This window comes from Clostridium transplantifaecale (assembly GCF_900626075.1).
GTDB classification, from domain to species: domain Bacteria; phylum Bacillota; class Clostridia; order Lachnospirales; family Lachnospiraceae; genus Otoolea; species Otoolea transplantifaecalis.
Map to the genome: position 1 here is coordinate 993939 of NZ_UYZY01000001.1, position 24626 is coordinate 1018564.

A 24626-nucleotide genomic window follows, 5' to 3' on the forward strand; every position below is an offset into this window, starting at 1 on the left:
TCTGCTCTCTTCTCAGTCGGGATGACGCTCTGTCTGGCGATATTGCCTTTAGCCGTTGTTATCTTTTCTTGCCCTGTACCAAATGCATAGGCAGGAACCCAAAGCTATGACGTAGAGGCCAATCAGGACAATCGATGTTATCTTGTCAGGACTTAGTAATTGATATATAGGATAAAAGGAAGCGGCAATACACAATGGGATTACAATTCCAAAAACTGCTCTTTTTCTTGTTGATAGATAAACATGAGTCCCCAGCAACGCTGTCATAATAAAAAAGGATAGTAACTCGGTAGAATTAAAACCACCAAATTCTGTTACATATCTTAGCATACTGCATTCTGCCGGCTGCGTCATTGGATAAATTTCTGAAAGAACAAGCAAAAAAGTGCTCTATACTTTTTAAATGAACCGGACACATATAATAATGAGCCTATCATTCGATCAGAATAAAGCACTAATTTCTACGACAAAATCTTCCGGGTACTCCCCATCCATTCTGCCGTCTATATCCTTATATACAAGGTAATTTTAAAGATCAAATGGCTGAACTTCACCTCTTTCAATCAAAAATGTTACCGGTCTCAGTCCGTCTGTACAGCAGCCGACCTCGACTCCGTCTTCTTTTGTCCAGGGTGCGTAGGAACCGCCGCGGCTGATTGTCAGCATCTGTGGGTAAAGAGCAGCCCATGCCTGAGGACAGAAACCCTCCGGACATGTCATAAATGCATCTACGATAATTTCCTGGCCCTCTTTAAAGCCTCCGCATGGTTTCAGTTCTTTTCCGATTGATAAATATTTCTCTGCCAGTTCCGGATAAATTGCTGTCTTTAATACTGTTAATTTTACTTTATACATTTCTGCCATGATTTTATACCCCTTTTTCTTTTATTGATTTTTTTGTGTGATGGTTTATCTCTTTATCTCAGCATATTCTTTACATTTACGTTACTTTATCATCTGTTCCGGGCGGCAGACCGCCCGTTTGCGGCGCTCGTTTTCCCACCGCTTCCGGCTATAAGCTTTACGGCAGCCGGATGACGCCCGGATATCAGGTACCCCTGTCAATACGCCAGAATTCTGGCCGGGTTATCGATCATGATACTCCTGATTGCATAGTCCGACACACCGCCGTATTGTTTGAGCGCCGGTACGGCAAATTTGGTAAGACGGCAGTAGCCTTCCCCGCCACATCGTCTGGCCATTGTTTTGACGCACATATCGGTGCCCAGTACCATCTGCCTGCAGTGGCCTTCATTAATCAGCTTAACGAGACCGGCCAGTTTCATATAATCCGGATTTGACTGGGACCCCAGGGCCTCTAAGTCAATCTGGCCCGACATAAACTCCACGGATACGTTGGCTCCCGCTGAAAGGATTGCTTTCGCCACATCCAGATTAAGAGCCCAAAGCTCCGGATACCGTATCATCTCCGACAGTCCCCTGTTGTTCGCCATCGGAACATGGGCAATGACTATCTTCTCTGCCGGAACGCCTTCCTCCTTCAGGACTTCCACAATTTTCCTCGGGTCGCCTCCTCCCTGACCGCAGGGATGAACCGTAATCGACATTCCCGTATCCTTTGCCATCTGGCCTCCGGCCCGCAGGGACATCTCCTCTCTTCTTGTGAAGCTTGAAAGCGCTATTTTTACACAGCCGGGTTTCACTCCGGTATCCTCGATGCCGTTTTCAAACTCATCCATCATACGTTTATAGAAATCGGCTGTCTTCCAGTCGTCAAAACGTCCCATCCAGGATGATTCAATATAAAAGCCGGTAGCCGTGATAATATTGACCCCTGTCTTTTCTGAAATTCTTTTAATCGCCGCCACATCCAGGCGGATTCCCGGGACGCTCAGCTCCAGCAGGGAATCACCTCCCGATTCTTTATAATCGGCAACTTCTCCCGTCATGACTTCCTCATCGTCAAGATTCATTGCATCCTGGCACAGAGTAAAGTTGCGTTTTAAAAGGCCGATATTCTCCAGAGAAATCTTGTCTTCCCATTGAATGGGGAGGTTCTTCGGCATCGAAGGGCGGCAAATTTCTCCCATATCGGTCCCGTCAAACATCACATGTTCGTGCATATCGGTGTAGCCTAATTCTTCCGGTGCAATATCACCGCACACAGTTGTAATTCTGGGCATAGTATCCTCCTTAAATTAAACTTAACGATTCCGTACTTTCATAGCTGCCTCGTTACTCTCAGCCGTTGCCCTCCATTAAATGGCAGGCCGCAAGATGTCCGTCTCCGCATGGGTGGAGCTTTGGATTTTCTTTTTTGCACCGCTCCGTCGCATACTGGCATCTTGGATGGAAGGGGCAGCCGCTTGGGCGGTTGGCCGGATCGGCAATATTTCCTTCTATTACCTGCAGACGGCTTGCCTTGGTTTGAAGCGTCGGAATACAGGTGAGAAGTCCTTTCGTATAGGGATGCTTCGGGTGTTTAAACAGGTCGGCCGTATAAGCCTCCTCCACAATCTGGCCGCTGTAAAATACTACAACACGGTCGGCGACATCGGAGATTACGCCCAAATCATGCGTCACAATCATAATGCTCATTCCGTATTCGCCGCGGAGCTTTTTAATCAAATCCATAATCTGTGCCTGAATTGTCACATCCAGGGCCGTAGTCGGCTCGTCCGCCAGCAAAATCTGCGGTTTACAGGCCAGAGCCATGGCAATCATAACTCTCTGGCGCATTCCTCCTGAAAGCTGGTGGGGATAGTCATTGATCCTTTTTTCCGCATTGGGAATCTCTACCTGTTTGAGAAGTTCCAGGGCCTTTGCCATCGCCGCGTTTTTCAGCATCCTCTCATGCAGCATCAGGCTCTCTGCAATCTGCGGTCCGATTTTAATAACCGGATCCAGGCTGGTCATCGGTTCCTGGAATATCATGGAAATCTCTTTTCCCCTGATTCTGGTGAAATCCCTCATCGGTATATCCAGAATGTTCTGGCCTTTGTAATAGATTTCCCCTTCTATCTGTGCGGGCGGCGTCTTTAAAAGACGCAGAATCGCCGACATCGTAACGCTCTTACCGCATCCCGACTCTCCTACAATACCCAGAGTCTCACCTTTGCCCAGTGACAGGTTCACGCCGTTTACAGCATGGATTGCTCCGCCGTCCATTGGAAATTTTACGAACAGATTTTTTATTTCCAAAATTTTATCATTATCCAACTTCGTACCTCCTAAAGCGTTACTGCCGTTATTTTAATTTGGGGTCCAGATAATCTCTGATACCATCGCCCAAAAGATTGAATGCAAAGATTGTAAGTGCAATCATCAGTCCGGCGAAACCTGCAATCCAGGGTGCATTGAATATGTAGCTCTTGCCTTCGCTGATAACAAGTCCCCAGGACGGTGTCGGCTTCGGAATGCCGAATCCCAGATATCCCAGTGAGGACTCCGCCATTATGGAGCCGCCGACGCTGAAGGAAAGAATAACAAAAATCTGAGGCAGCGTATTCGGAAGGATATGACGGAACAGAATCTTGCTGCTCTTTGTGCCCATGGATTTCGCCGCCATAACATAGGTTCTCTCCCCCACGTTTAAGGCAGCGCCTCTCGTGACACGGTAAAATGCCGGTATTAACGGAATTCCCAGCGACAGACACATGTTGAGGACGGACGGCCCCAGGGCGATTCCGATCAGCAGTGAAAGTAAAATTGACGGGAACGACATGAATACGTCCATGACACGGCCTAGGGTAAAGTCGAAGGGACCTTTAAAATAACCGCCCATCAGCCCTAAAATGGAACCGAGCACCAGGCCCAGCGCCACCGCCGCCAGAGATACGGTCAGGGAAATCCTGGCTCCGTAGATAACTCTTGTCCAGACATCGCGCCCAAAGTTGTCGGTGCCCATAATATGTTTGGCGCTGGGTGGCTGCAGCTTATCGGAAAGCGTTATCGTATCAAATGCATAAGGGGTCAGAAAATTGGCAAAAACCGCCAGACAGACGATGACAGCCAGGATAAGCAGACCGGCCGCAATCCCCTTATTTTTCTTTAAAAATTTAATCATAGCTTTATCCTCCTGCCTATTCCTGTACAATGCTTAAATCCAGTTCCCCGGCCCTGTGGCAGGCGACCTGATGGCCCGGTGAAAACTCGGTAAGCTCCGGCTCCTCACAGCGGCATATATCCTTAACAAATGGACACCTGTCCTGGAAAATACAGCCCTTGGGAGGGTTCATGAGGTTCGGAAGATCCCCCTGCAGAATCAGACGTTTCGTCTTCACGTCGGGATCCGGAATCGGCACCGCCGAGAGGAGGGCGCAGCTATATGGATGGAGACAGTTTTCAAACAGCTCATCCTTATCAGCAACCTCTACCAGCTTACCAAAATACATAACCCCAATCTTGTCGGAAACAAATTTTACCACTGCCAGGTTGTGGGAAATAAATACATAGGTCAGGCCGTTTTTCTCCTTTAAATCCAGAAGAAGGTTCAGTATCTGCGCCTGGATGGAAACGTCCAGCGCCGATACGACTTCATCACAGAGAAGCAGTTTTGGCGACAGGGCAAGGCTTCTGGCGATACAGAGCCTCTGTCTCTGTCCTCCCGATAGCTGGTGGGGATAGCGGACCATCAGTTTCTCTGGCAGTCCCACTTCCTGAAACAGCTCTTTTACACGTTCGTTTATCTGCTCCCTGCTGTAGCCGAAATTCTCCATCGGCTCGGCAACAATCTGTTTTAAATTAAACCGCGGATTCAGGGAGTCGTAAGGATCCTGGAACACGATCTGCATGTCCTTGCGGATTGCATCTAACTGCCGCTTCGGCATGTTCGTGATATCCTGGCCGTCGAAAACGACTTTTCCCCCTGATGCTTCCATCAGTTTCATAACCAGCTTCGCCAGCGTGCTCTTTCCGCAGCCGGATTCTCCAACGAGTCCAAAGGTTTCTCCGCGTTTTACAGAAAAGGACACCTGATTGACAGCCTTGAATACTGTTTTATCAAATAATTTTCCACTGCTTGCTTTATAATATTTGCATATATTTTCTACCTGCAGGATATCGTCGTTATCCTGCACACATTCCTGCATTACACTCATTGTCCCAACTGCCTTTCTTCACTATTTATCCGACTGAACACGGATTCTCGGATCGATGATGCTGTACATGACATCCGTCAACAGGTTTACGACGATCAGCAGGATAGCAATAAATACGGCCGTTCCCTGTACGACAGGATAATCCCTCTTAGTCACCGCATCCATCAGAAGCTTTCCGATGCCAGGCCTGTTGAAGACAGTTTCAATGACGATTGAACCGCCAAAACTGGACGCCAGATTATAGCCGATGATCGTGGCGATGGGGATTGCCGCATTTCTCAGGGCGTGTTTGAATAAAACGGCTTTCTCGCTGAGTCCCTTTGCCCTTGCGGTCCTGATAAAGTCCTCCCCCATGACCTCCAGCATGCTGGAACGTGTCGTACGTATGGTCAGGGCGCTTCCGCCGAGCACCATGGTAAGCACCGGAGCCACAATCGTCTGGAAATAGTTGGCGCTTTCACTCTGGATGCCGATAACCGGTATCAGCTTCAGCTTCACGGCAAGCACCACCAGAACGATAATCGCCACATAGAACGAGGGCAGAGACATTCCTATCGTACTCATGCCGCTGATGACGTAGTCGGGCCATTTGCCCCTGTGTACGCTGGCGACCACTCCCCAGATAATTCCCAGAATGGAGTTCAGCACCATTCCCCAGAGCACCAGCTCCAGTGTGCGCGGAAAACGTTCTTTCAAAAGCACGGTCACTTTTTTATGGGACGACAGGGATTCACCCAGGTCACCTGTAAGGAATTTCTTTACGGCAATTCCCATCTGCGTAAGCATCGGTTCGTCCAGGCCGTTCTGCGCCCGGAAGAGTGTGAGCTCTTCCGGAGTTGCAGTCTTTCCAAGCATGACGGAGGCCGGATCTCCGGGAACCATCCTGATAATCAGAAATACAGCCAGGAACACGCCTAAAATGGTCGGAATCGCCATTAAAACACGCATACCAAAATATTTTTTCATAGACTACTCCTTAACATAGTTACTGCGCAACCATTATTCCTCGATGTATGCCTCCCGGCATGTCAGCATCAGACCCGTTGTAATCTTTAAATCTTTTACTTTCGGATTTACAACCTGGTGGATGGAATAGGTGGTCATTGAGTAAAGGCAGCCTGAATCCATGATATTCTTCTGTGCCTCATTGTAGAGTTCCGCTTTCTTTGTCAAATCGTTCTCTTCCACTGCCGCTGCAACGAGTCTGTCGTATTCCGGGTCGTTGTATGCAATATAGTTGATGATGCTTTCACTTGTAAACTGTTTTAATACGTTGTCAGGAATAACAGGACAGGAATCCCAGAACAGGTAAATCGGGATTTCTCCGGCTTTTGCCTTATCCAGCCATACTCCGAAGTCTACCGTCTGAAGGTTCACTTTCAGGCCAATCTGTGTCAGGAACTGCTGTACCAGTGTGGCCGGGCCGGAACTTAGTGTATCGTTCGGGGAGTACATGTCAATCTCAAAGCCGTTTGGATATCCCGCTTCTGCAAGGAGTTCTTTGGCTTTCTCCGGGTTGTATTCCGGATTCCAGTAATCTTCCAGTGCGTAACGGCAGAACGTCGGAAGGAAACCTTTGGACACCTCTTCCGTTCCCTTGAAATATTCGTTGCAGACCATATCGCGGTCGATGCTGAGTGCAATTGCCTCGCGTACCTTCGGATCATTTAACGGTTCAAAGTTGGCATTGATTCCGATGAAGGACTGCGCGGAGTCTCTGGCGTTGAGAAGCACATAAGTATCCGGATCTGCCATGTATTCTTCGACTTTTTCCAGGTTATTTACGTCGTATGTATCGATTTCTCCCGCCTCCATTGCATTGGCGAGCGTTACATCGTCCGGGATTACATAGTATTCCACGCGATCCAGTTTGGCTTTCTGTCCCCAGTATCCGTCGAATTTAACTGTGCTGTATTTCTCTCCAGGCACACCGCCGTCTTCCAGCATGAATGGGCCTGTTCCAATCGGGCGTTTCTGGTATTCTTCCAGTCCCATCTCTTCCACTGCCTTCTGGCTTGTGATGGTGAGGTAAGATCTGGCAACCTTATCCGGGAAGAACACATCGCCTTCTTTTAAGGTAAATACTACAGTATAATCATCCGGGGCCTCCACCTTATCGATGTTCGTGAGGCCGAGATTCGTCGCATTAGTCGCCGTGTTGTTGATAGCCGGATCCGAGAGGCGGCCGACTGAAAATACTACGTCGGATGCTTTCATCTCGCCGTAATCATAGTGGAACTGCACACCCTGGCGCAGTTTAAAGGTATAGGTCTTTAAATCATCGGAAGTTTCCCATGATTCTGCAAGAAACGGAGCCGGTTCCTGATTCTCGTCATACTGAAGAAGTGACTCGAATACGTCCGGGCCGAACTGGAAGGAAATGCCTGAGAAAGTAGCCGGATCAAAATTGCCGTTGCCGGAATCCCAGGTTCTGCCTACACGAAGTACGGAGCCGCCTGAACTGCTCCCGCCATTTTCTGTTTTTGCTGATGAGGATTGTGACGCATCCCCGGACGTACTGCCGGAACATGCGCTTAAAGAAGCTGCTGCCGTAACTGCGGCCATAAGCAGCGCAAGATATTTCCTGTTAGATTTTTTCAAACTCTTGATTCCCTTCATTTGCCTCTCTCCTTTTCCACTTAAATCGTTAGCAGGAACGGAAGCAATGACTGAAATACTGATATCCTTACTGTAAAGCCTTAGAATTGCTTTCACAAAGCAACGATATAAGGCACAATAATCCGACCTTATACCATCAACAATTAGAGGTAAGCAAAACGTTCCGAAATTCCACACACATTCGATATTTCAGATTGCTTCACTACCAATCCTGACTTGAGCTTTCATCACATGAATTTTAATCTGTTATTTAAGCTCTGCATCAGTAACTTGTCCAAAGTTTACTATTTTTTTTGTAAATTGTCAATATATATTTGTACTTTCTTTGCAAGTTTATTTTCCGTCTTTGGCTTCTGTCGTTGATTTCTGTAATATGAATGTTTTTCCAAGTGTCAGTATTTCGTCTTCGCCCAACCTCAGGGAAGCCAGAAAAGCGACGAGATCATCGGCCTGTTTCTCCAGATCTTCCACACCCTTCTCCCTGCTCTCCACATAAGTTCCGCTCCCGCGCACCTGCCTGATAAGACCTGCTTTCTGAAGTTCGGAAAACGCAGCCTTTAAGGTTCCGCGCGCCACCCCGTAAAGATTACAGAGTTCTCTTTCCCCGGGGAGTTTCTGGCCTTCCTGCCACTGCCCGGACTCGATTCTTCTCCTGACATCATCCACAATCTTTCCATAGACTGGTGTTTCTTTTCTCTCCGTCATCTTTTTCTCCGCTCCATAAATCCTTTAATCTGCTCCAAAGATTCCTTTGTCACTCCATAATTAAACACTATATAGCGGCTTCCCATCGTCTTCATCTGTCTGATGATCTCTTCTTCCTGCACGGACACAAGCCATATGATGTCGTCGGAACGGATTGCCTTTTTCTTATCCGCCCACTCTTCCTTCTGGCAGAGGTAAAAGGTATTGTGCCTTCCTAAAAGAGCAAGAGTATGGCTGATGTGCATCAGAAAATCCTGACTGTCATAGACAATGCCAAGCAGGCAGTCGTCATCCAGCTCCCCAATCTCTTCCTCCTCCGTGTCGGGTACGGCCAGCCTCACCTGCAAAAGCTGCTTCCCGGCCAGTTCCGCCACGGGCAGCACCTCTTCAAAATGAGTCTTCGTGGTAATCCAGAGTTCCTCCCTTGGAATCACCTCTCCGGCCCTCACACCGCCGACCTCGTAGTAGGTTATATTAAACTTCCACACCTTCAGCAGATCTCTGATTATATCGCCTGCAATCTCCGGCGTGCAGTCGATCATGGCCGCCTCCTCCGGGATATCGGGCACAAAAAAGCGGCTGCAGGCTTCACTGATCAGCCGGTAAGTTTCCTCGGGTCCAAGTCCCTCCTTCGCACACTTGTCCCCAAACAGAACCATGTGCCTGAGACCGGGCTGCCAGCCCTGCACATAAGTGCCGCTGCCATGGACTCTCCGTATGTATCCTTCCGCCTCCAGCTTATCAAATGTCTTCCTGACCGTACCCTTAGCCAGCCCCGTTTCGCTGCAGAATTCAGCCTCCGACGGCAGCCTGTCCCCCTGTCCGTACTCCCCGGCCTTTATGGCTCCTATAATCTGTTCGGACATCTGCATATAAGCAGGCTTGCTGTCCTTCATATCAATTTTTATCCTCATAAACCAATCCCACCTTATTTTTTAAATTATACTATATTTTCGTAAAAAAATATACCTTTTCCGACATTGGGCTAGATCATTTTCTGTTTCTATGCACAAATATTAAAACAAGCTGTCTGTTTTCTGAAATGACTTAACACACTTTTTTGTGTATGATCCGATCAACAGCATATTTCTGAAAATTTACAAAATAATTTAATGTTATCAAAAACAACGAAAAGTACGCACTGCGGACTTTTCATCGTCAATCAATCATTGCATGAAGGCATGCAGAAATTTATTTATGAAAGGATGTAGCAGACTTATGATGTATCCAAATTTATTTTCACCTATCAAAATCGGCTCTCTTACAATTCGAAATAGAATTGAAGTGGCACCCATGGGCGTCTCCGATCTCACGCCGGAAGGTTATCTTACTCCGGCCAATATAGCCCTCTATGGAGAACGCGCAAAAGGCGGCGCCGGCATTGTAACCATTGGAGAAAGCCTCGTAGACACCGTTACGGGCAAAGCACACGGACGCATGGTTCCCCTCGATTCAGAAGAGATACTCCCCTATCTTATCGACTGCACCGACGAGATTAAACGCCACGGCGCCGCAGCCTCCATAGAACTGATTCATGCCGGACGCCGCGCACACCCTCAGTATACAAACGGCAAAGTCTACGGCCCCAGTGCGGGTGACTGCATTTACGGCGGACAGGTCATCGAGATGGATGAAGCCATGATCGAATACATCGTGGAAAAATTCGGCGATGCCGCAGAGATGGCTAAACTGGGCGGTGTCGATATGTGTATGGTACACGGAGGCCATGGCTGGCTTCTAGGACAGTTCTTATCTCCCGTCAACAACCAGCGTACCGACCGTTTCGGAGGCAGCCTTGAAAACAGGGCCAGAATCTCCATGATGGTCATTGATAATATCCGTAAAAAATGCGGCAAAGATTTCCCGATTGAATACCGTATCAGCGGCGACGAATTTATGCCGGGCGGTTTCAACCTGGATGAGGCCATTGAACTTTCAAAAATGCTGGACGGCAAGGTGGATCTGATTCACGTATCCGCGACCAGTTTCCACGATAAGGACGCCGCGCAGAGAATGTTCCCCAACACCTTCCTTCCGAGGGGATGCAACGTTTATCTGGCAGAGGCGGTTAAAAAAGCAGTGAAGAACACGCCGGTAACGACCGTAGGCGCACTCGACGATCCGGAAGAGCTTGAGAAAATCATCAGCTCCGGCACCGCCGACATGGTGGCCATGGCCAGAGGCATCGTAGCCGATCCCTATTTCCCGGTAAAAGCCAAAACAGGCCATGCGGACGACATCACACCGTGTATCCGCTGCAACTACTGCCTGAGCGGCAACTTTGTTCCTTACATAAAATACCCGACCAGGGTCAGCCGCTGTACCGTTAATCCGCTCTGCGGCAGGGAACTGGAAAGCAGACAGCCGAAAAAAGCTCCTGTCAGCAAAAAGGTTGTCATTGTGGGCGGAGGCCCATCGGGCATGCAGGCTGCCGTAACAGCCAGCGACAGAGGCCACGATGTAACGCTTGTTGAGAAATCTTCCGTTCTCGGCGGCGCTTTAAACTACGCTGTCCGCCCTGACTTTAAAAAAGATATTAAAAAGCTGATGCAGGTACTGGAAAACCGTGTAAAGAACCGCCCAATCGAGGTTCTGTTGAATACAGAGGCAACCCCGGAACTGATAAGCTCCATCAAACCGGACGCACTGATTATCGCCGTCGGCGCCGCTCCCTCTGCTCCTCCGATTCCCGGCATGGATAAACCCTTTGTACATCTTGCCGCCCATTTAGAGGATGACGTAAAAATCGAGGGACCGGTTGTCGTAATCGGAGGCGGACTTGTCGGCTGTGAGGAAGGCCTTCACCTGGCAAAGGAAAAAGGATATGACGTCACAATCCTTGAGATGAAGGACGCCGCCGCCACCGATGCCCCGTTCCTGCACTGGAGAGCTCTGATGATCGAGCTTGAAAAAGAAGAAAAACTCACGCTGCGGACTCAGATAACATGTTCTGAAATTGCAGACGACGGAGTGCACGGAACAGACGCAGAAGGAAACGCAGTGGTATTCCCTGCCGGAACTGTCCTCGCCGCTGCCGGAATGAAGGCATTAAATGACGTAACCGACAGCCTGCGCGGCTGTGTCGATGAATATTACGTAGTCGGCGACTGCAAGAAACCGGCCAAGATTCTGGAAGCGCTTCATTACGGCTACTTTGCGGCCATGGACTTATAAAGCAATCCATCATATTTTATATCAGGCGGTGAAAAGCATGTATTACGGCTTTTTACCGCCTCAAACACGAATAATCCGTACGCACTGCGCGCGGGTTAAATCACCATAATTAAAGGAAAAGGAGTTTCACCTCATGCAGATTGGACACAGTCTCACCGAGGGCAGCGTAAGAAAACAGCTGATACTCTTCAGCTTCCCATTCTTTCTGTCCAGCCTGATTCAAAATCTGTACATGACTGCTGACATGCTGATCGTTCAGTGGGTAGGCGGAGCCGCCGCCAGTTCGGCAGTCGGCATCGGCGGCGAGGTTGTATCTGCTTTTACATTTTTAATTATCGGTTTCGCTTCGGGCGGAACCGTCTTAATATCCCAGTATGTCGGAGCGCAGCGCAGGGAGGATGTAGAAGAGACCATTGGAACCTTGCTTACTTTGTTTGCCCTTTGTGCCGTGCTTATGACATCCGTCATGTACCTTGCAGCCCGCCCTTTCCTGATACTCCTGAAAACTCCTGCCGAATCATTTGACAACGCCTGCAGCTATATGCGCATTTGTATGCTTGGCAATTTCTTTGTCTTCGAATATAATGCCATCAGCTCGGTTTTAAATGGAACCGGCGACTCCAAAAGACCCCTGTTCTTTGTGGCCGTATCGGGAACGCTCAACGTGTTCCTGGATTTATTGTTTGTCGCCGGATTCAGGATGGGACCGGACGGTTCCGCCTGGGCCACGGTTATCTCCCAGGCAGTCAGTTTTTTTATCTCCGCAGTATACCTTGTCAAAAAGAGCAATATTTTCCGGCTGTCTCGCAGGAATTTACGGCTCAGGCGCACCAAAGTCTTTCTAATTATAAAGATTGGCTTTCCGGCCGCCGTCCAGAACAGCATCTCCTCTGTCTCTTTCATGTTTTTGACGGCCCTGATCAACCAGTACGGGTACGCCGCTTCGGCAGCCGCCCAGCTGGCAGGCAAATTCAATAATATCGCCATGCTGCCCAGCTCCGCAATGTCGGGAGCCATGGCCGTCATGACGGGACAGAATATCGGCGCAAAAAAACCGGAGCGCGCCCTCTCCTGCCTGAAAGAGGGAATCAGCCTTTCCCTCCTTATCGGTATTCCCCTCTTTCTGGCAACCATTTGTTTCACACCGCAGTTCATGAGTGTACTTGCCCGGGGTGAACCGGAAGTGATACGTTACGGCACCCTGTACATCCGTGGCTTCTGTGCGGACTATCTTCTGACTGCATTCGTGTTCTCGGCCAACGGTTTCATCAACGGAACCGGCCACACGCTGATTACGCTGTGCAGCAACACACTCCAGGGACTCATCATACGGGTTCCGGTCGCCTATCTGCTCGCCCTTGGATTTCATATGGGGATCCTGGGGATCGGAATTGCAGTCCCGGCGGCCACCCTTGGAGGGGGCATTCTTGTATTTTTCTATATTCTTTCAGGGCGATGGAGACAGCATGTGACGGTAGACTGATGTTACAAAAATATTGCAGGAGCGGCGGTGGAAGCAGATGCTTTCCCGCCGTTCTTAGTCTGCCATTCCACCGCTTTTTCCTGAATGAATATTCTGTGGTTTCCATTTTGAGAAAAAGCATAAATAAACGGCGGGACGTGTTATAATAGAAACTATATGGCATCTGAAAAGGAGAAAAACAATGAAGAAAACGATATTATTTGTAATTCTGGAACAATATGCGGACTGGGAGGCGGCTTATCTGTCTTCCGCCCTCTATATGCTCGGCCAGGCAGAATATGAAGTCAAAACCGTATCCCTGACCGACGGGGCCGTCCGGTCTATCGGAGGATTCCGCGCCCTGCCCGACTATACGGTAAACTCTGTCCCCGGTGATTATGAGGCCCTGGTTTTAGTCGGCGGCTTATCATGGAGAGAAGAGTCGGCGCTGCAGGTTAAGCCGCTCGTTGAACAGTGCCGCGAAAAAGGCAGGGTATTAGCCGGTATCTGCGATGCCTCCGTTTTTTTAGGCGCCTGCGGTGTATTAAATGAAGGCAAGCATACCAGCAATGATCTGAAGGATTTGAAGGCATGGTCGAAAGAAGCATATACAGGAGAGAAAAACTATGTACTTCAACCGGCGGTGAGCGATCAGAATATCATTACCGCAAACGGAACCGCGCCTCTGGAATTTGCAAAAGAAGTCCTCCTCACCCTGAATGCCGCCCCTGAAGATAAAATTATGGAATGGTTCCAGTTTCATAAGCAGGGACTGTACAATGCTCCGCTGCCAAAAGATGTAAGTTTTGATTAAATGGAAACATAGACATAGTCCAGCCTGGCGGCAGTAATTCGCACGTGCCGCCCGGATTCCCGATATCAGTAAAAGGGACGCCCGAAAAGCGTCCCTTTTTAATATTCTATTAGTCATTCCTGATTGCCGCTAACGGACTCAGCTTCATCGCTCTGAGAGCCGGGAAGAATCCGGCAATCATACCGATCAATACGGCAAAGCCGATTGATGCAAAACCCAGCCATGGCGGAATCATCGACAGCTTGCTGGTCATTCCGTATAACAGGGCTCCTGCCAGAAATTTATTAATCAGGAAGGAGACTCCATAGCTTAATAGCACCCCGACCACGCCCCCGACAAAACCGATAAACCCGGCCTCAATCAGGAACATGCTTCTGATATTTCCCATTGCGCATCCAAGCACCTTGATAACGCCTATCTCCTTGGTCCTCTCGTAGATGGACATCATCATCGTATTTGCAATGCCGATAGCCGCTACAAAGAGAGATACCGCTCCGATGCCGCCGAGTACGGCCTGCACCATGTTGGACTGCTTCTGGGACTGTTCCAGCCACTCCATCTGGCTGTTTGCCTCGTATCCCATGTTGTTGATAGCCTTCTGGACCTCCACAACATTCTTCATATCGTCGACATTCACGGTAGCCTGTTCATAGACAAAATAGTTGTACGGTTTACCTTTTTTGTTGGTCGGCTGTCCCGGGATCGGATTCTTCTTAAATATCTGCTTGAGCTGTGTCTTCAGCTTCTCGATATCGACGTAAATGCCGTAGCTGTATTCATTCCAGTCCTCCGGTCCGCCTTCCACTATTCCGGCAGTCTTCAGCATATATTTTTTCGGAGGCTTTGCCGGAGACGTCCCGTCCCCTCCGGACGGATATTTCGACTGGTAATAGGCATCGGTATCAAAGATCGTGAAGAGCGGTTTATTCATGAAATCCACATCGGGGCCTTTGCCCGTCCTGTAGTCATATCCGTCCCCTGTCTTTGAGTTATAGAAATCCTGCGAAGTCATATTTCCGACCACCATTTCCATGTCCTGAGAGTCGGCGTCGGGAAGTTTTCCCTCGCCCAGTTTGATATCCTTCATGGCTGATAAAGGAATTCCGACTAACTGGACATTCCCCTCGTAGACTCCCTGTTTCATAATCACAAACATGTTGAGTTTCGGGTAGGCAGAAACCACATGCGGGATCCGCTCAAACACTTTCATCGTATCATCTGTCATAAAGCTGTCTTCCGGATTGGTCTTATCACTGGAATTACCGCGATCGTAATTGTAGACCCGTATCGCAGTCAGGCTCCCCGACGATTCGTACTGCTCCATCGTGAACTTGTTCAGTCCAATTCCCAGAGAAATCATGACCACAATGGAAGCCGTACCAATCACAACCCCCAGAACCGTAAGAAACGTCCTGAGTTTTCTCCGAAGCAGGCTGTTGACACTCATTGACAAAAGATCAAAGAATCTCATCGTCCATTCCTTCTTCCTGCGCCGCCTTCTTCTTTTTCCTGATTACAATTACCGTTGTGGCTGCAATGATAATAATGAGGGCTGCGGCCGGGAATATCACCATCTTATACTTGCCGAAGAAGGTCTGTTCCCCTTCCATACCGTCCATTCCCTCCATGCCGTCAATGTTTCCCGCTTCCATATCTCCGAAATCATCCGACGCCTCATTGACATAGAGCATCATCTCCTTCTCAATCTCGGTCGCCAGTCCGTTCTCATCTTCATATGAAATAATGATCTTCACTTTCCCGTCGTCCATAGTCGGAGCCACGCCGGTCACCATGGTATCCACGTTGCCTGTCTCGCCCGGCTTGATATTACCCACATAAGCGTCGGCCGTCTGGATTGAATCGGCCTCAAAACGCGCCATGACATTGTAAAGCAGCACCTTGCCGGTATTATTAATTCCAAACATAACGTTTGTCTCGGAACCTACATTAATGCTGTCGGGCATAACCTCGATAGTACCCGTATTCAGCCTCGGTTCCTGTTTAACAGGAATCGATATCTTGACTTCTTCCTTGGCATTCTTGAACTCCGGGCTGTCATATTGTTCCTTAATTGTCATTGTATAAGACTTCTGGTTGGCCGTCGGCGACGATTTGAAAACCATCTGTAAGTCCGTCGTCGCACCGGGAGCAAGCTGGTTTACCACCACGGAAGTGGAACCCGTATCCGATGTAAAAACAGGGCTGCTCTCTACTTCTTCCGAAGCAAAAGTAAACATGATGTTACTGGATGTTACATCGGACGATGCGTTCTTCATTGTGACGTGAAGTTCAAAAGGCTGGCCCGCAAAAACGACATCCGGCACGGTATAGAAGCTGTCTACAATAATTCTGGCCTTGGTTCTGTCCTCTTCCCCTGCATCAGCGGAAAGTTCATCCTCATCTTTACCCACTACCCTGACATAAAATACTTTATCGACCGGATCGATGAAATCGCCCCCGCTCTCTTCCCTGTATGAAATCTTATAATGGATTGGGAAGAAACCCGATTTGACTTCCTCTCTCACCGCCATGCTGTACGGAACGGTAACCGTCTGCTCCGGATCCATATCTCCCATATACCGCAGGTAATTGCCCTCGTTGATATCGAACGGAAATTTCGTGATGTCGGGATCCAGCTGCATGTCTACGCGGACATCATAAACCTTTTTCAGGCCGCTGTTTCTTAAATTCACTCCAAAGTTCATTACCTGGGAATAGGCTGCGGACGGGGTAAACTGGTTTTCACCGATTGCAAAATCGTAGTCCAGCTTTGTATTGTCATCCTCTTCCGTGGAACCGTCATAGGCGGAAACCCAAATGTTTACGCCTACTTCGATACTGTCGTCAATGATAAAAAACGCCTGGTAATAGCCTGCCGTCAAATCCCGCCTTAATTTATAGCTCAGTGTGACGCTCTTGGATGAGCCGGGCTTCACATTGATATCTTTCTCTTTGAATGTGGTAGAATCCGCCTCGAATGGGAATGATTTGTCGTACCACCGGAGCTCTCCCTCATCTGAATCGTCGGCCTCTCCGAACTGCCGCTCCATAATACGCTCATATTCGTAGGAATTGGCCAGTCTGATCTTCTCTAAATTATTGTCTCCCTTTGTGCCCTTATTATGGATTGTCATCTTGATGGAAATCTTATTTCCCGCTTTTCCCTTCGGCACCTTACTCACTGTGATTGTATCGTCGTTAAACTGGTTCATATCCAGCATTTCCGCCGTCGCCACCTGCGTTCCCATCATTGCCAGCAGCACGACAATCAATGCAATCACCGGCACTCTCTTCCACTTTTTCATTCTGTCTTCTCCTCCCCGTCTTCCGTATCACCACCGGCACGCTGGTGGTTTTCTTCTATCTTAACGATCTTTCCGTCGATAATATGAAATATTCTGTCTGCATATGTAGCCAGATGGTCGTCGTGGGTAACCATGACAAGCGTCTGGTTGTGCTCCCGCACGATTTTCTGCATCAACTTCAGCACCTCCATCGTCGTCCTGGAATCCAGGTTTCCCGTCGGCTCATCGGCAAAGATGATCTGGGGATGCACCACCAGCGCCCTGGCGATTCCGACTCGCTGCTGCTGGCCGCCCGACATCTGGTTCGGCATATGGTTCCCTACCTTATCAAGGCCTACCAGATCGAGGTACTTCTTCGCCCGCTCGATTCTCTTCTTTTTGCCGATTCCCTGAAAGGAAAGGGGCAGCGCGATGTTCTCCACCGCATTCATCGTATTTAAAAGGTTGTAGGACTGGAAGATAAATCCGACCCGCTCCCGTCTGAAGGATACCAGCTGGTTTTCATTCAGCTTCTCGATGTGCTTTCCCGCAATGACTATCTCGCCTTTTGTCGGCTTCTCAAGACCTGCCAGCATATTTAACAGAGTCGATTTACCGGAACCGGACGTTCCGACTATCGCGCAGAATTCTCCTTTATACATTGTAAAATCCACACCGTTCAGGGCGTATACTTTCGTCTCACCAACGCGGTAGACCTTGTATAAGTTCTTCACCTGTATGGCGGGAACCTTCTCTTTTACAAGTTCTTCATGGCTAAGTTCCACATTGTTTCCTCCTGTGTCATATCCTGGTTTTGCTGCTCTATCTTATTATACATAATAGACTCCCATTGTCCCACCTCATTTTTCTTAAAGTTCCTTAAAGATTTCTTACGCGGGATAAGGGCAAAATCCGATAAAACCGTTGGGTTTGTTACTAACATGTTACTAACCTAATTTAGCAAAAATGTATTTTATTTAACGTTTCAAACTAAAAGACAGGTGGCCGAATCATTCTGTCTATCAACAAAAAACGCCTTGTTTTCTGTTCTTACAGAAAATCAGGACGTTTTACTTTTATTTTTTATCTGACGCAGGTAGACAAACTGTCATTGTTTAATTTGTGTCATTGTCAATATGTTCTTTAATTTTACGGTCAAGACCAATACTATAAAAAACGGAAACAGTCAGAACAATCAGAAAACACACAACAATGCAAGCTGGAATAACAATATTAAAGACAAGTCTGATAAATAGAGTAATTGTGAAAAAGGCTACCAGAATAACCAGAGGAAGATTTGTTTTTACCACAGCATACTTCCCGTAAAGCTCCTGTGACACTCTTCGATAGTTTTTTTCAATCCTGCTCTGTTGTTCGCTTTCTGGCTTTGAAAGTCCAACATATAAAAATTTTGCGGAAATTGCTAATGTAATGCCCCACTGCCACCAATCAGCTTTTATTATGTTCAATGCAAACAGCGGCAAAGCACAAAGCGAAATAAAACCGAACACAAAATAGTTTTTATGATATATTTTCATGCGGTACCCCCATTACTTCCAGTTTATCAAATACACCTTATCTGCCTGAGATGAATCAGCCTGACAAATTTTTTAAGTTGCTGAATATAACATTTTCTTTTTTCTAATTCTTCCTGCATATACCTCCTTCCCATCAGTATTTTTTACATTATAACATATACAATATTAGAAATAAACTTTCGCCCTGAAAGATAATGTCTCATCATTTTTTACGACATTATAGGTACAATATCATTCGGATATAAGATATGGATAAAGCGGCAGGTTTCTTCCCTGCCGCCTTATCTATTCTATCTTTCCATGCTGTTTCTCATGTTCTGCAATCGCCTGTCTGATCAGATACAGGACTTCTCCGTTGATGGAACGCCCCTCATATTCCGACAATATAGTCAGTTTCCGATGCGTGTTTTCATCTATTCTCAATCCAAGATGTTTATTCTTTTCCATGTATTTTCCTCCAAAGTTTAATATCAAGTACATTTTAAGTACGTTTTGTGATACAATGTTGCAAATGGACTTGTTTTAAGTACACAATATTTTCCCGGATTTGACCATAAAATAATTTCCATTATTTACCATTGGAAATAAAGGAACACAGTGATATTCTTTAATAATAGGGAGGAAAAAAGTATGAAAAGGAACCATATAAAAAATAATCTTATTTATTATTGGTCTGTCCTTGATGTTGTTTTAACCGGACTCTCCGGCTATATTATCCATTATGTTAAAACGGGGAAATTACCCCCGAAAAGAACGAAATATAGCCAAAATGAAATACTGGAAGAACTGAGAAAAATTGCGGAAGAAGCAGACGGGCAATAACCATTTACCCTGCTGTCCTTATCTTCCGGGTTTCATACTTTCCCAACTGCCTGTGCTGAAATTTCAGGCTGGAAGCTCGTAAATCATAGCACATACAAATGAAAGGGGTAACATTATGACTATAGAGGAAATCTACTCCTGGTACGCAACCGGACCGCGCGAAGAGATCGCCGGTGACCATTCTCCTACCAAAGCAGAAAACAGGCTGATAGAAATGATGCGCGCCCATCCGGATGGGGAAGTCATGGAGACTCTCCTGGTGGATGTAATCGCCGACTGGGAGGAATATGGCTTCAGGGGTGGCTACCTGATGGCTTTAGGACTATTAACAGCCAAATAGACCGAATAGGGATGTTGAAATAAGGCGGCAGCTGATTTTCAATGTCCCTTCACTATATATCAGGGAATTTCCCGTTTTCAGGATCTGCCTGCTAAAAAGGCAGCCAATTCTTCAGGCTGCCCTACTTTTTTCCTCTGCCTAAGATATAGTCCGCGCTCACGCCGTACAAATCGCACAGTTTCAGCAGATGTCTAATCGGCAGCTCCGACGCCCCTCTCTCATAACGCGCGTACATTGTCTGACTGGTGCCCAAATAATCGGCAACCGTCTGCTGTGTCATGTCACAGTCCTCTCTCAGATCTTTGATAATTTTCACATATTCCATAATTACATTATCCCCTTTAGTGAAAAAAGGATAACATAGTAAACATATTTACTATTGATTTTAGTACATATATTTACTAAACTATTTTCTAAAGGAGGGTAAAAGCTGACAGCGGTTAATTTGCGGGCTGCGATTGCCGCATCATCCATTTACATATCGGGTTTATGAAAAACAGAAGGAGGAAAAATGAGAAGTAAATGGCACCAGTTAAAAAACAACATTCTGTATTATTGGTCCGTTGCCGATGTTGCTGTAACCGGCTTTGTATTTCACATTGTACATATCGTGAAAACGCGAAAACGGCCCACTATGATGTCTAAAGAAATGCTGGAAGAATTAGAAAGGCTTGTGGAAGAAGACAGGCAAGCCAGGAAGAAACATACTCCCCCCAGGGAACCTGAGCCGAAGGGTTAATGTGCCAAAGCGCCTCTGAAAACAATTGCCCTGAGGCGCTGCCGGGCGGCTGATTTACCATAACTGCCCGTGACCGCCGGACTCTTCCGAAACGGTTCGGCATCTAATAAGATGCCTTGTTTTCCTGTTCTTTTCTTCTCTGCCTATTTTTTAATCATACTACAGAATCCTTTAAAAGAAAATGCTCCATAAAAGGACCCGGATTCCTTGTGTTACGTCTAAAGTACTCACATCGTTCCATTTTTTTTACAAAACCTATGGTAATCTGACCTGAAATGCTATATAATATTTTTCAAAAAGCATAAAAAGGAGAGCCAAATGAGACATTTGTTAAATCCCTTAGATTTTTCTGTCGAGGAGATCGAGCTGCTGCTTGATCTGGCTTCTGATATTGAGAAGAACCCCGGCAGGTACGCCCACGTATGTGACGGCAAAAAGATAGCAACCCTGTTTTACGAGCCAAGCACCAGAACACGTTTAAGCTTTGAAGCGGCAATGTTAAACCTGGGAGGCAGCGTATTAGGTTTTGCTTCCGCCGATTCCAGTTCTGCTGCAAAGGGCGAAAGTGTTTCTGATACAATCCGGGTTATTTCCTGCTTTGCAGATATATGTGCCATGCGTCATCCCAAAGAGGGCGCCCCTATGGTAGCTTCTACCAAATCTTCTATTCCAGTTATCAATGCCGGCGACGGCGGCCATCAGCATCCCACCCAGACATTAACCGATCTAATGACAATCCGCTCTTTAAAAGGAAGAATTGACAATCTGACGGTCGGACTCTGCGGTGACCTGAAATTCGGACGTACAGTCCATTCGCTGATTAACGCACTGGTCCGCTATACCGGAATCCGCTTCGTGCTGATTTCCCCGCCGGAACTGCGTGTACCGGAATACATCCGCGAGGATGTGCTGGACGCCAACCATGTTGAATACAGGGAGCTTGAGAACCTGGACGACGCAATGCCGGAACTGGACATCCTCTACATGACCAGAGTCCAGAAAGAGCGCTTCTTCAATGAGGAAGATTATATCCGCATGAAGGACTGCTATATCCTCGACAAGAAGAAGATGGATTTGGCAAAGGACGATATGTTTGTCCTGCACCCTCTTCCCAGGGTAAATGAAATCTCCGTGGAAATAGACGACGATCCGCGCGCCGCTTATTTTAAGCAGGTGCAGTATGGAGTGTATGTGAGAATGGCATTGATTATGACATTACTGGAGGTGGAAAAACCATGTTAAATATCAGCGGATTAACAGAAGGCATTGTCCTGGATCACATCCAGGCCGGAAAAAGCATGGATATCTATTTTAAACTGGGCCTGGAAAAGCTGGACTGCCAGACCGCCATCATCAAGAATGCCAAGAGCAGTAAGATGGGCAAAAAAGACATCATCAAGATCGACGGAGGCCTCGACCTGGTGAACCTGGATATCCTTGGCTATATCGATCACAATATCACAATCAACATCATCAAGGACGGTCATATCGTAGAGAAAAAGAGGGTGAGGATGCCAAAGAAGATTACCAATGTAATCTACTGCAAGAACCCACGCTGCATCACCTCCATCGAGCAGGAACTTCCGCATATTTTCTACCTTGCGGATGAGAAAAAAGAAATCTATAGATGCCAGTATTGTGAGGAGAAATATTCAAAATAGGGGGGTGATTGAGAAATGAGGACGCCGCCGTCAGGCCAGGGACCGGGGTGGTGAGGGGGATCGATGAGTCTTTCGTCCCGGGCGTCAGGTTGTCGCGGGCGGGGAATCCGGGCAGAAAAAGTTCCTCCGGGAAACGCTTGCGCTCGTTGGAGTACATAACGGTCACTAACCTCGAAAATACCTCGGTAAGTGCCGATGAACTCCCAGGTTCCCTCCGGAATCTTTTTCTCCCTTCTTCCCCCCAGGAAAGTTATGGCTGGGACGAAAGACTCAGCCAAGACGGCTGCCCGGCCCCTGGCCTGCGGCGGCTGATCTGTCCTATTCCTTCAATGGGGGAGGCGCTTGTCGCTGCCACTACGTTTCTCAGGATGCCTAAAAACTATATCCTCTTCACGATGAGACTGTGTAAGCTTATAATCTTAGAGTGTTTATTCCGATACTCTTTTCATGCAGTCCAAGACATCGTCAGAATGTAAAAGAATCGCAACTATATGGTGGCCGCGACAATACCACCGCCGCACTTGACGAAAGAGACAATCAGCCCCTGACGCCGGCGGACGGGGCAACACACTTCGCTGAGTCTTCAGTCCCGTCGACAACCTGCCCGGGGAAGGAAGGAGAAAACTTTCCGAAGGGAGACCTTGGAATCCGCCGGTGCTTGATGAGGTATTTTCGAATCTAGCATCCGCTGCGCATTCCACAAGCGGAAGCGAGTCCCCGTAGGAATTTTTTCTCCTGGATTCCCCCTCACCACACCCTACCAACCGGGACTGAAGACTCATATACACCCACCCACTCCCCCGTCCGCCATCTTACAGAGGCGTCCTCACATCTCAACTAAATCCCTAGACAAATACGAAAAAATATGATAAACTTGTAACGTTTTGAGTAAGACAAATGGCCGCGGCTGCAGGACCGAAAGGCTGCAGGTGAGGAAAGTCCGGGCTTCACAGGGCAGGATGCCAGATAACGTCTGGTGGAGGCGACTCCAAGGACAGTGCAACAGAAATATACCGCTGGACAGGCACGTTGTGCCGGTTCCAGTAAGGGTGGAAGGGCAGTGTAAGAGACTACCGCCCGGCTGGTAACAGCCGGGGCACATGTAAACCCCATCCGAAGCAAGACCGAACAGGAGGCGTAAGGCGGCCCGTCTGCCTCCGGGTAGGTCGCTTGAATTTACCGGCGACGGTAAAACTAGATAGATGGCCATTCAACGACATAACCCGGCTTATCGTCTTGCTCAAAACATTATTATATCTAACTTTGAATCTGCCGCACCAGGCTGAACTCTTCTGAAATTTTTCTAAAGGCTGTTATCCTTCTTTTCCCGCCCCCTAAATTCCTTTGTGAAAATAAACGGCACGAATAATACCATATTAAAGATCAGGAGCAGCAGGACATCCTTCCAGCCGATTAACTGATTATGAATCACGGCTGCATTTCCGCTGTTCAGCACGGCTATCAGATTATTATTCAGAAAATGCAATATCACCGGAACCCAAATATTGTTGGTCTTCAAATAGGTATAGGAAAAGAAAATGCCTATTCCGATACAGGTGATCTGTTGGGAAAGTATGCTTTGAAGCCAGGTCTCCGGGCTATAATAGAATATATTAATCGGCAGATGCCAAAGTCCCCACAACACTCCCAGCAGCAGTACACCCCGAACCTTACCAAAGTGCTTTTGCAGAAACGGTGCGAAGTAATATCTCCACCCATATTCTTCGCCAAAAAAGGCTGTAAATACAAGAAAAAAGTTGACCGGCAATATAAAAATCATGCTGTAAAACCGTGGATTTTGAAATATTTGTGCGAATTCATCCATCTGGCCGCCGGCTAAATAAGACAGAAAAACCCTCCCTAAATATAGCCCTAAAAATAATATAACCATCAGCGCAGACGCTTTTCCATTATGTGCCCTTAACCCGTATGATTCCCGCTTTTCCTTCTTCTCTGCAAAAAGAATGAGCCAGGAGGCAACAGAACCTATGATTATAACCAAATTAAGAAATGCAATAAATCCCGGATTAGCTACAAACACACTGGCAATCGTCATCAGACAAATCACTGCCGTAATTGTGATAAAGAAAAAATAAAATCTTCTGGGAACCAACTCATCCTCTTTTTTTACCACCAGTATTGCCAGCATGATGCCTGCTGCCGGATAATACATCTGAGCATTTGGAAAAAAGCTCACATCGATTCCCCTGTTATACGCATACCCCATCAAAATGCCCATTAGATATGGCAGTACAAAAGCAACAGACAGGAATATAAGCAATTGCTTCTTTTCAACCATCTCAATTTTACTTTGATTCAACACGGCTCCTTTCTTGTTTACACATGAATATAGATGAAACTCTCCATATACTCTGACCAACATGAAAAATTTCCAAATCACCTGCGGC

24 protein-coding genes and 1 other RNA gene are annotated in these 24626 nt (G+C 47.4%); 9 read left to right on the top strand and 16 right to left on the bottom strand.

The window, feature by feature from the left end:
- Positions 1-528 precede the first annotated feature (528 nt).
- From EJL91_RS04255 to EJL91_RS04295, 9 genes are all read right to left on the bottom strand, one after another.
- Complete coding sequence (locus tag EJL91_RS04255) at positions 529-864, bottom strand: TIGR04076 family protein (protein ID WP_125140698.1); 336 nt, start codon at positions 862-864, stop codon at positions 529-531.
- Between the two features lie 197 nt (positions 865-1061).
- The gene (locus EJL91_RS04260) at positions 1062-2144 is read right to left on the bottom strand and encodes a phosphotriesterase family protein (protein WP_125140699.1); all 1083 of its coding nucleotides are present in this window, start codon (positions 2142-2144) and stop codon (positions 1062-1064) included.
- A 58-nt stretch (positions 2145-2202) separates the two neighbouring features.
- A complete protein-coding gene (locus EJL91_RS04265) occupies positions 2203-3180 on the bottom strand; it encodes an ABC transporter ATP-binding protein (RefSeq protein WP_125140700.1) in 978 nt (325 codons plus the stop codon).
- A 28-nt stretch (positions 3181-3208) separates the two neighbouring features.
- Positions 3209-4027 carry an ABC transporter permease gene (locus EJL91_RS04270; RefSeq protein ID WP_125140701.1) on the bottom strand — a complete coding sequence of 273 codons (819 nt, stop codon included), beginning with the start codon at positions 4025-4027 and terminating at the stop codon, positions 3209-3211.
- Between the two features lie 16 nt (positions 4028-4043).
- The gene (locus tag EJL91_RS04275; protein ID WP_164516742.1) at positions 4044-5060 is read right to left on the bottom strand and encodes an ABC transporter ATP-binding protein; all 1017 of its coding nucleotides are present in this window, start codon (positions 5058-5060) and stop codon (positions 4044-4046) included.
- A 21-nt stretch (positions 5061-5081) separates the two neighbouring features.
- Positions 5082-6026, bottom strand: coding sequence for an ABC transporter permease (locus EJL91_RS04280; RefSeq protein WP_125140702.1), 945 nt, complete (start codon positions 6024-6026; stop codon positions 5082-5084).
- Between the two features lie 33 nt (positions 6027-6059).
- Positions 6060-7679 (bottom strand): ABC transporter substrate-binding protein, encoded by a 1620-nt coding sequence (locus EJL91_RS04285; RefSeq protein WP_125140703.1) that lies wholly within the window; start codon positions 7677-7679, stop codon positions 6060-6062.
- 333 nt (positions 7680-8012) lie between these two features.
- A complete protein-coding gene (locus EJL91_RS04290) occupies positions 8013-8384 on the bottom strand; it encodes a GntR family transcriptional regulator (RefSeq protein ID WP_125140704.1) in 372 nt (123 codons plus the stop codon).
- Positions 8381-9298, bottom strand: coding sequence for a GntR family transcriptional regulator (locus tag EJL91_RS04295; protein WP_125140705.1), 918 nt, complete (start codon positions 9296-9298; stop codon positions 8381-8383). The genes EJL91_RS04290 and EJL91_RS04295 overlap by 4 nt, the downstream gene beginning before the upstream one ends.
- A gap of 304 nt (positions 9299-9602) precedes the next feature.
- Here EJL91_RS04295 and EJL91_RS04300 point away from each other — a divergent pair, with 304 nt between their 5' ends.
- The 3 genes from EJL91_RS04300 (at position 9603) to EJL91_RS04310 (ending at position 13834) form a co-directional block, all read left to right on the top strand.
- Positions 9603-11558: an oxidoreductase gene (locus EJL91_RS04300; RefSeq protein ID WP_164516743.1), complete on the top strand. Its 1956-nt coding sequence runs from the start codon at positions 9603-9605 to the stop codon at positions 11556-11558.
- A 133-nt stretch (positions 11559-11691) separates the two neighbouring features.
- Complete coding sequence (locus tag EJL91_RS04305; protein ID WP_125140707.1) at positions 11692-13041, top strand: MATE family efflux transporter; 1350 nt, start codon at positions 11692-11694, stop codon at positions 13039-13041.
- A gap of 181 nt (positions 13042-13222) precedes the next feature.
- Positions 13223-13834 carry a DJ-1/PfpI family protein gene (locus tag EJL91_RS04310; RefSeq protein WP_125140708.1) on the top strand — a complete coding sequence of 204 codons (612 nt, stop codon included), beginning with the start codon at positions 13223-13225 and terminating at the stop codon, positions 13832-13834.
- A gap of 109 nt (positions 13835-13943) precedes the next feature.
- Here the strand turns inward: EJL91_RS04310 and EJL91_RS04315 are convergent, their stop codons facing one another.
- From EJL91_RS04315 to EJL91_RS24495, 5 genes are all read right to left on the bottom strand, one after another.
- A complete protein-coding gene (locus tag EJL91_RS04315; RefSeq protein ID WP_125140709.1) occupies positions 13944-15305 on the bottom strand; it encodes an ABC transporter permease in 1362 nt (453 codons plus the stop codon).
- Positions 15292-17139 (bottom strand): COG1361 S-layer family protein, encoded by a 1848-nt coding sequence (locus tag EJL91_RS04320; protein WP_125140710.1) that lies wholly within the window; start codon positions 17137-17139, stop codon positions 15292-15294. Before EJL91_RS04320 ends, EJL91_RS04315 begins: the two co-directional genes overlap by 14 nt.
- The gene (locus EJL91_RS04325) at positions 17136-17903 is read right to left on the bottom strand and encodes an ABC transporter ATP-binding protein (RefSeq protein WP_125140711.1); all 768 of its coding nucleotides are present in this window, start codon (positions 17901-17903) and stop codon (positions 17136-17138) included. The genes EJL91_RS04320 and EJL91_RS04325 overlap by 4 nt, the downstream gene beginning before the upstream one ends.
- A 330-nt stretch (positions 17904-18233) precedes the next feature.
- Positions 18234-18656 (bottom strand): hypothetical protein, encoded by a 423-nt coding sequence (locus EJL91_RS04330; protein ID WP_125140712.1) that lies wholly within the window; start codon positions 18654-18656, stop codon positions 18234-18236.
- Between the two features lie 285 nt (positions 18657-18941).
- Positions 18942-19103 (bottom strand): type II toxin-antitoxin system antitoxin, encoded by a 162-nt coding sequence (locus EJL91_RS24495; protein ID WP_164516744.1) that lies wholly within the window; start codon positions 19101-19103, stop codon positions 18942-18944.
- A gap of 183 nt (positions 19104-19286) precedes the next feature.
- Here EJL91_RS24495 and EJL91_RS04335 point away from each other — a divergent pair, with 183 nt between their 5' ends.
- Complete coding sequence (locus tag EJL91_RS04335) at positions 19287-19478, top strand: hypothetical protein (RefSeq protein WP_125140713.1); 192 nt, start codon at positions 19287-19289, stop codon at positions 19476-19478.
- A gap of 115 nt (positions 19479-19593) precedes the next feature.
- The gene (locus tag EJL91_RS04340; protein WP_125140714.1) at positions 19594-19818 is read left to right on the top strand and encodes a hypothetical protein; all 225 of its coding nucleotides are present in this window, start codon (positions 19594-19596) and stop codon (positions 19816-19818) included.
- A gap of 121 nt (positions 19819-19939) precedes the next feature.
- On the opposite strand, the gene EJL91_RS04345 is transcribed toward EJL91_RS04340, so the two are convergent.
- Complete coding sequence (locus EJL91_RS04345; RefSeq protein ID WP_125140715.1) at positions 19940-20143, bottom strand: helix-turn-helix domain-containing protein; 204 nt, start codon at positions 20141-20143, stop codon at positions 19940-19942.
- Between the two features lie 186 nt (positions 20144-20329).
- Here EJL91_RS04345 and EJL91_RS04350 point away from each other — a divergent pair, with 186 nt between their 5' ends.
- The 4 genes from EJL91_RS04350 (at position 20330) to rnpB (ending at position 23465) form a co-directional block, all read left to right on the top strand.
- Entirely contained in the window at positions 20330-20557 is a 228-nt protein-coding gene (locus EJL91_RS04350) for a hypothetical protein (protein WP_125140716.1), read from the top strand.
- A 318-nt stretch (positions 20558-20875) separates the two neighbouring features.
- Positions 20876-21799, top strand: a complete 924-nt coding sequence (pyrB, locus tag EJL91_RS04355) for an aspartate carbamoyltransferase (RefSeq protein ID WP_125140717.1) — start codon at positions 20876-20878, stop codon at positions 21797-21799.
- Positions 21793-22218: an aspartate carbamoyltransferase regulatory subunit gene (locus EJL91_RS04360; protein ID WP_125140718.1), complete on the top strand. Its 426-nt coding sequence runs from the start codon at positions 21793-21795 to the stop codon at positions 22216-22218. The genes pyrB and EJL91_RS04360 overlap by 7 nt, the downstream gene beginning before the upstream one ends.
- A gap of 885 nt (positions 22219-23103) precedes the next feature.
- An RNA gene (gene rnpB / locus EJL91_RS04365) (RNase P RNA component class A) lies at positions 23104-23465 on the top strand.
- Positions 23466-23521: 56 nt separating this feature from the next.
- On the opposite strand, the gene EJL91_RS04370 is transcribed toward rnpB, so the two are convergent.
- On the bottom strand, positions 23522-24538 hold the full coding sequence (locus EJL91_RS04370) for a CPBP family intramembrane glutamic endopeptidase (RefSeq protein WP_125140719.1): 1017 nt from the start codon (positions 24536-24538) through the stop codon (positions 23522-23524).
- Positions 24539-24626 lie beyond the last annotated feature (88 nt).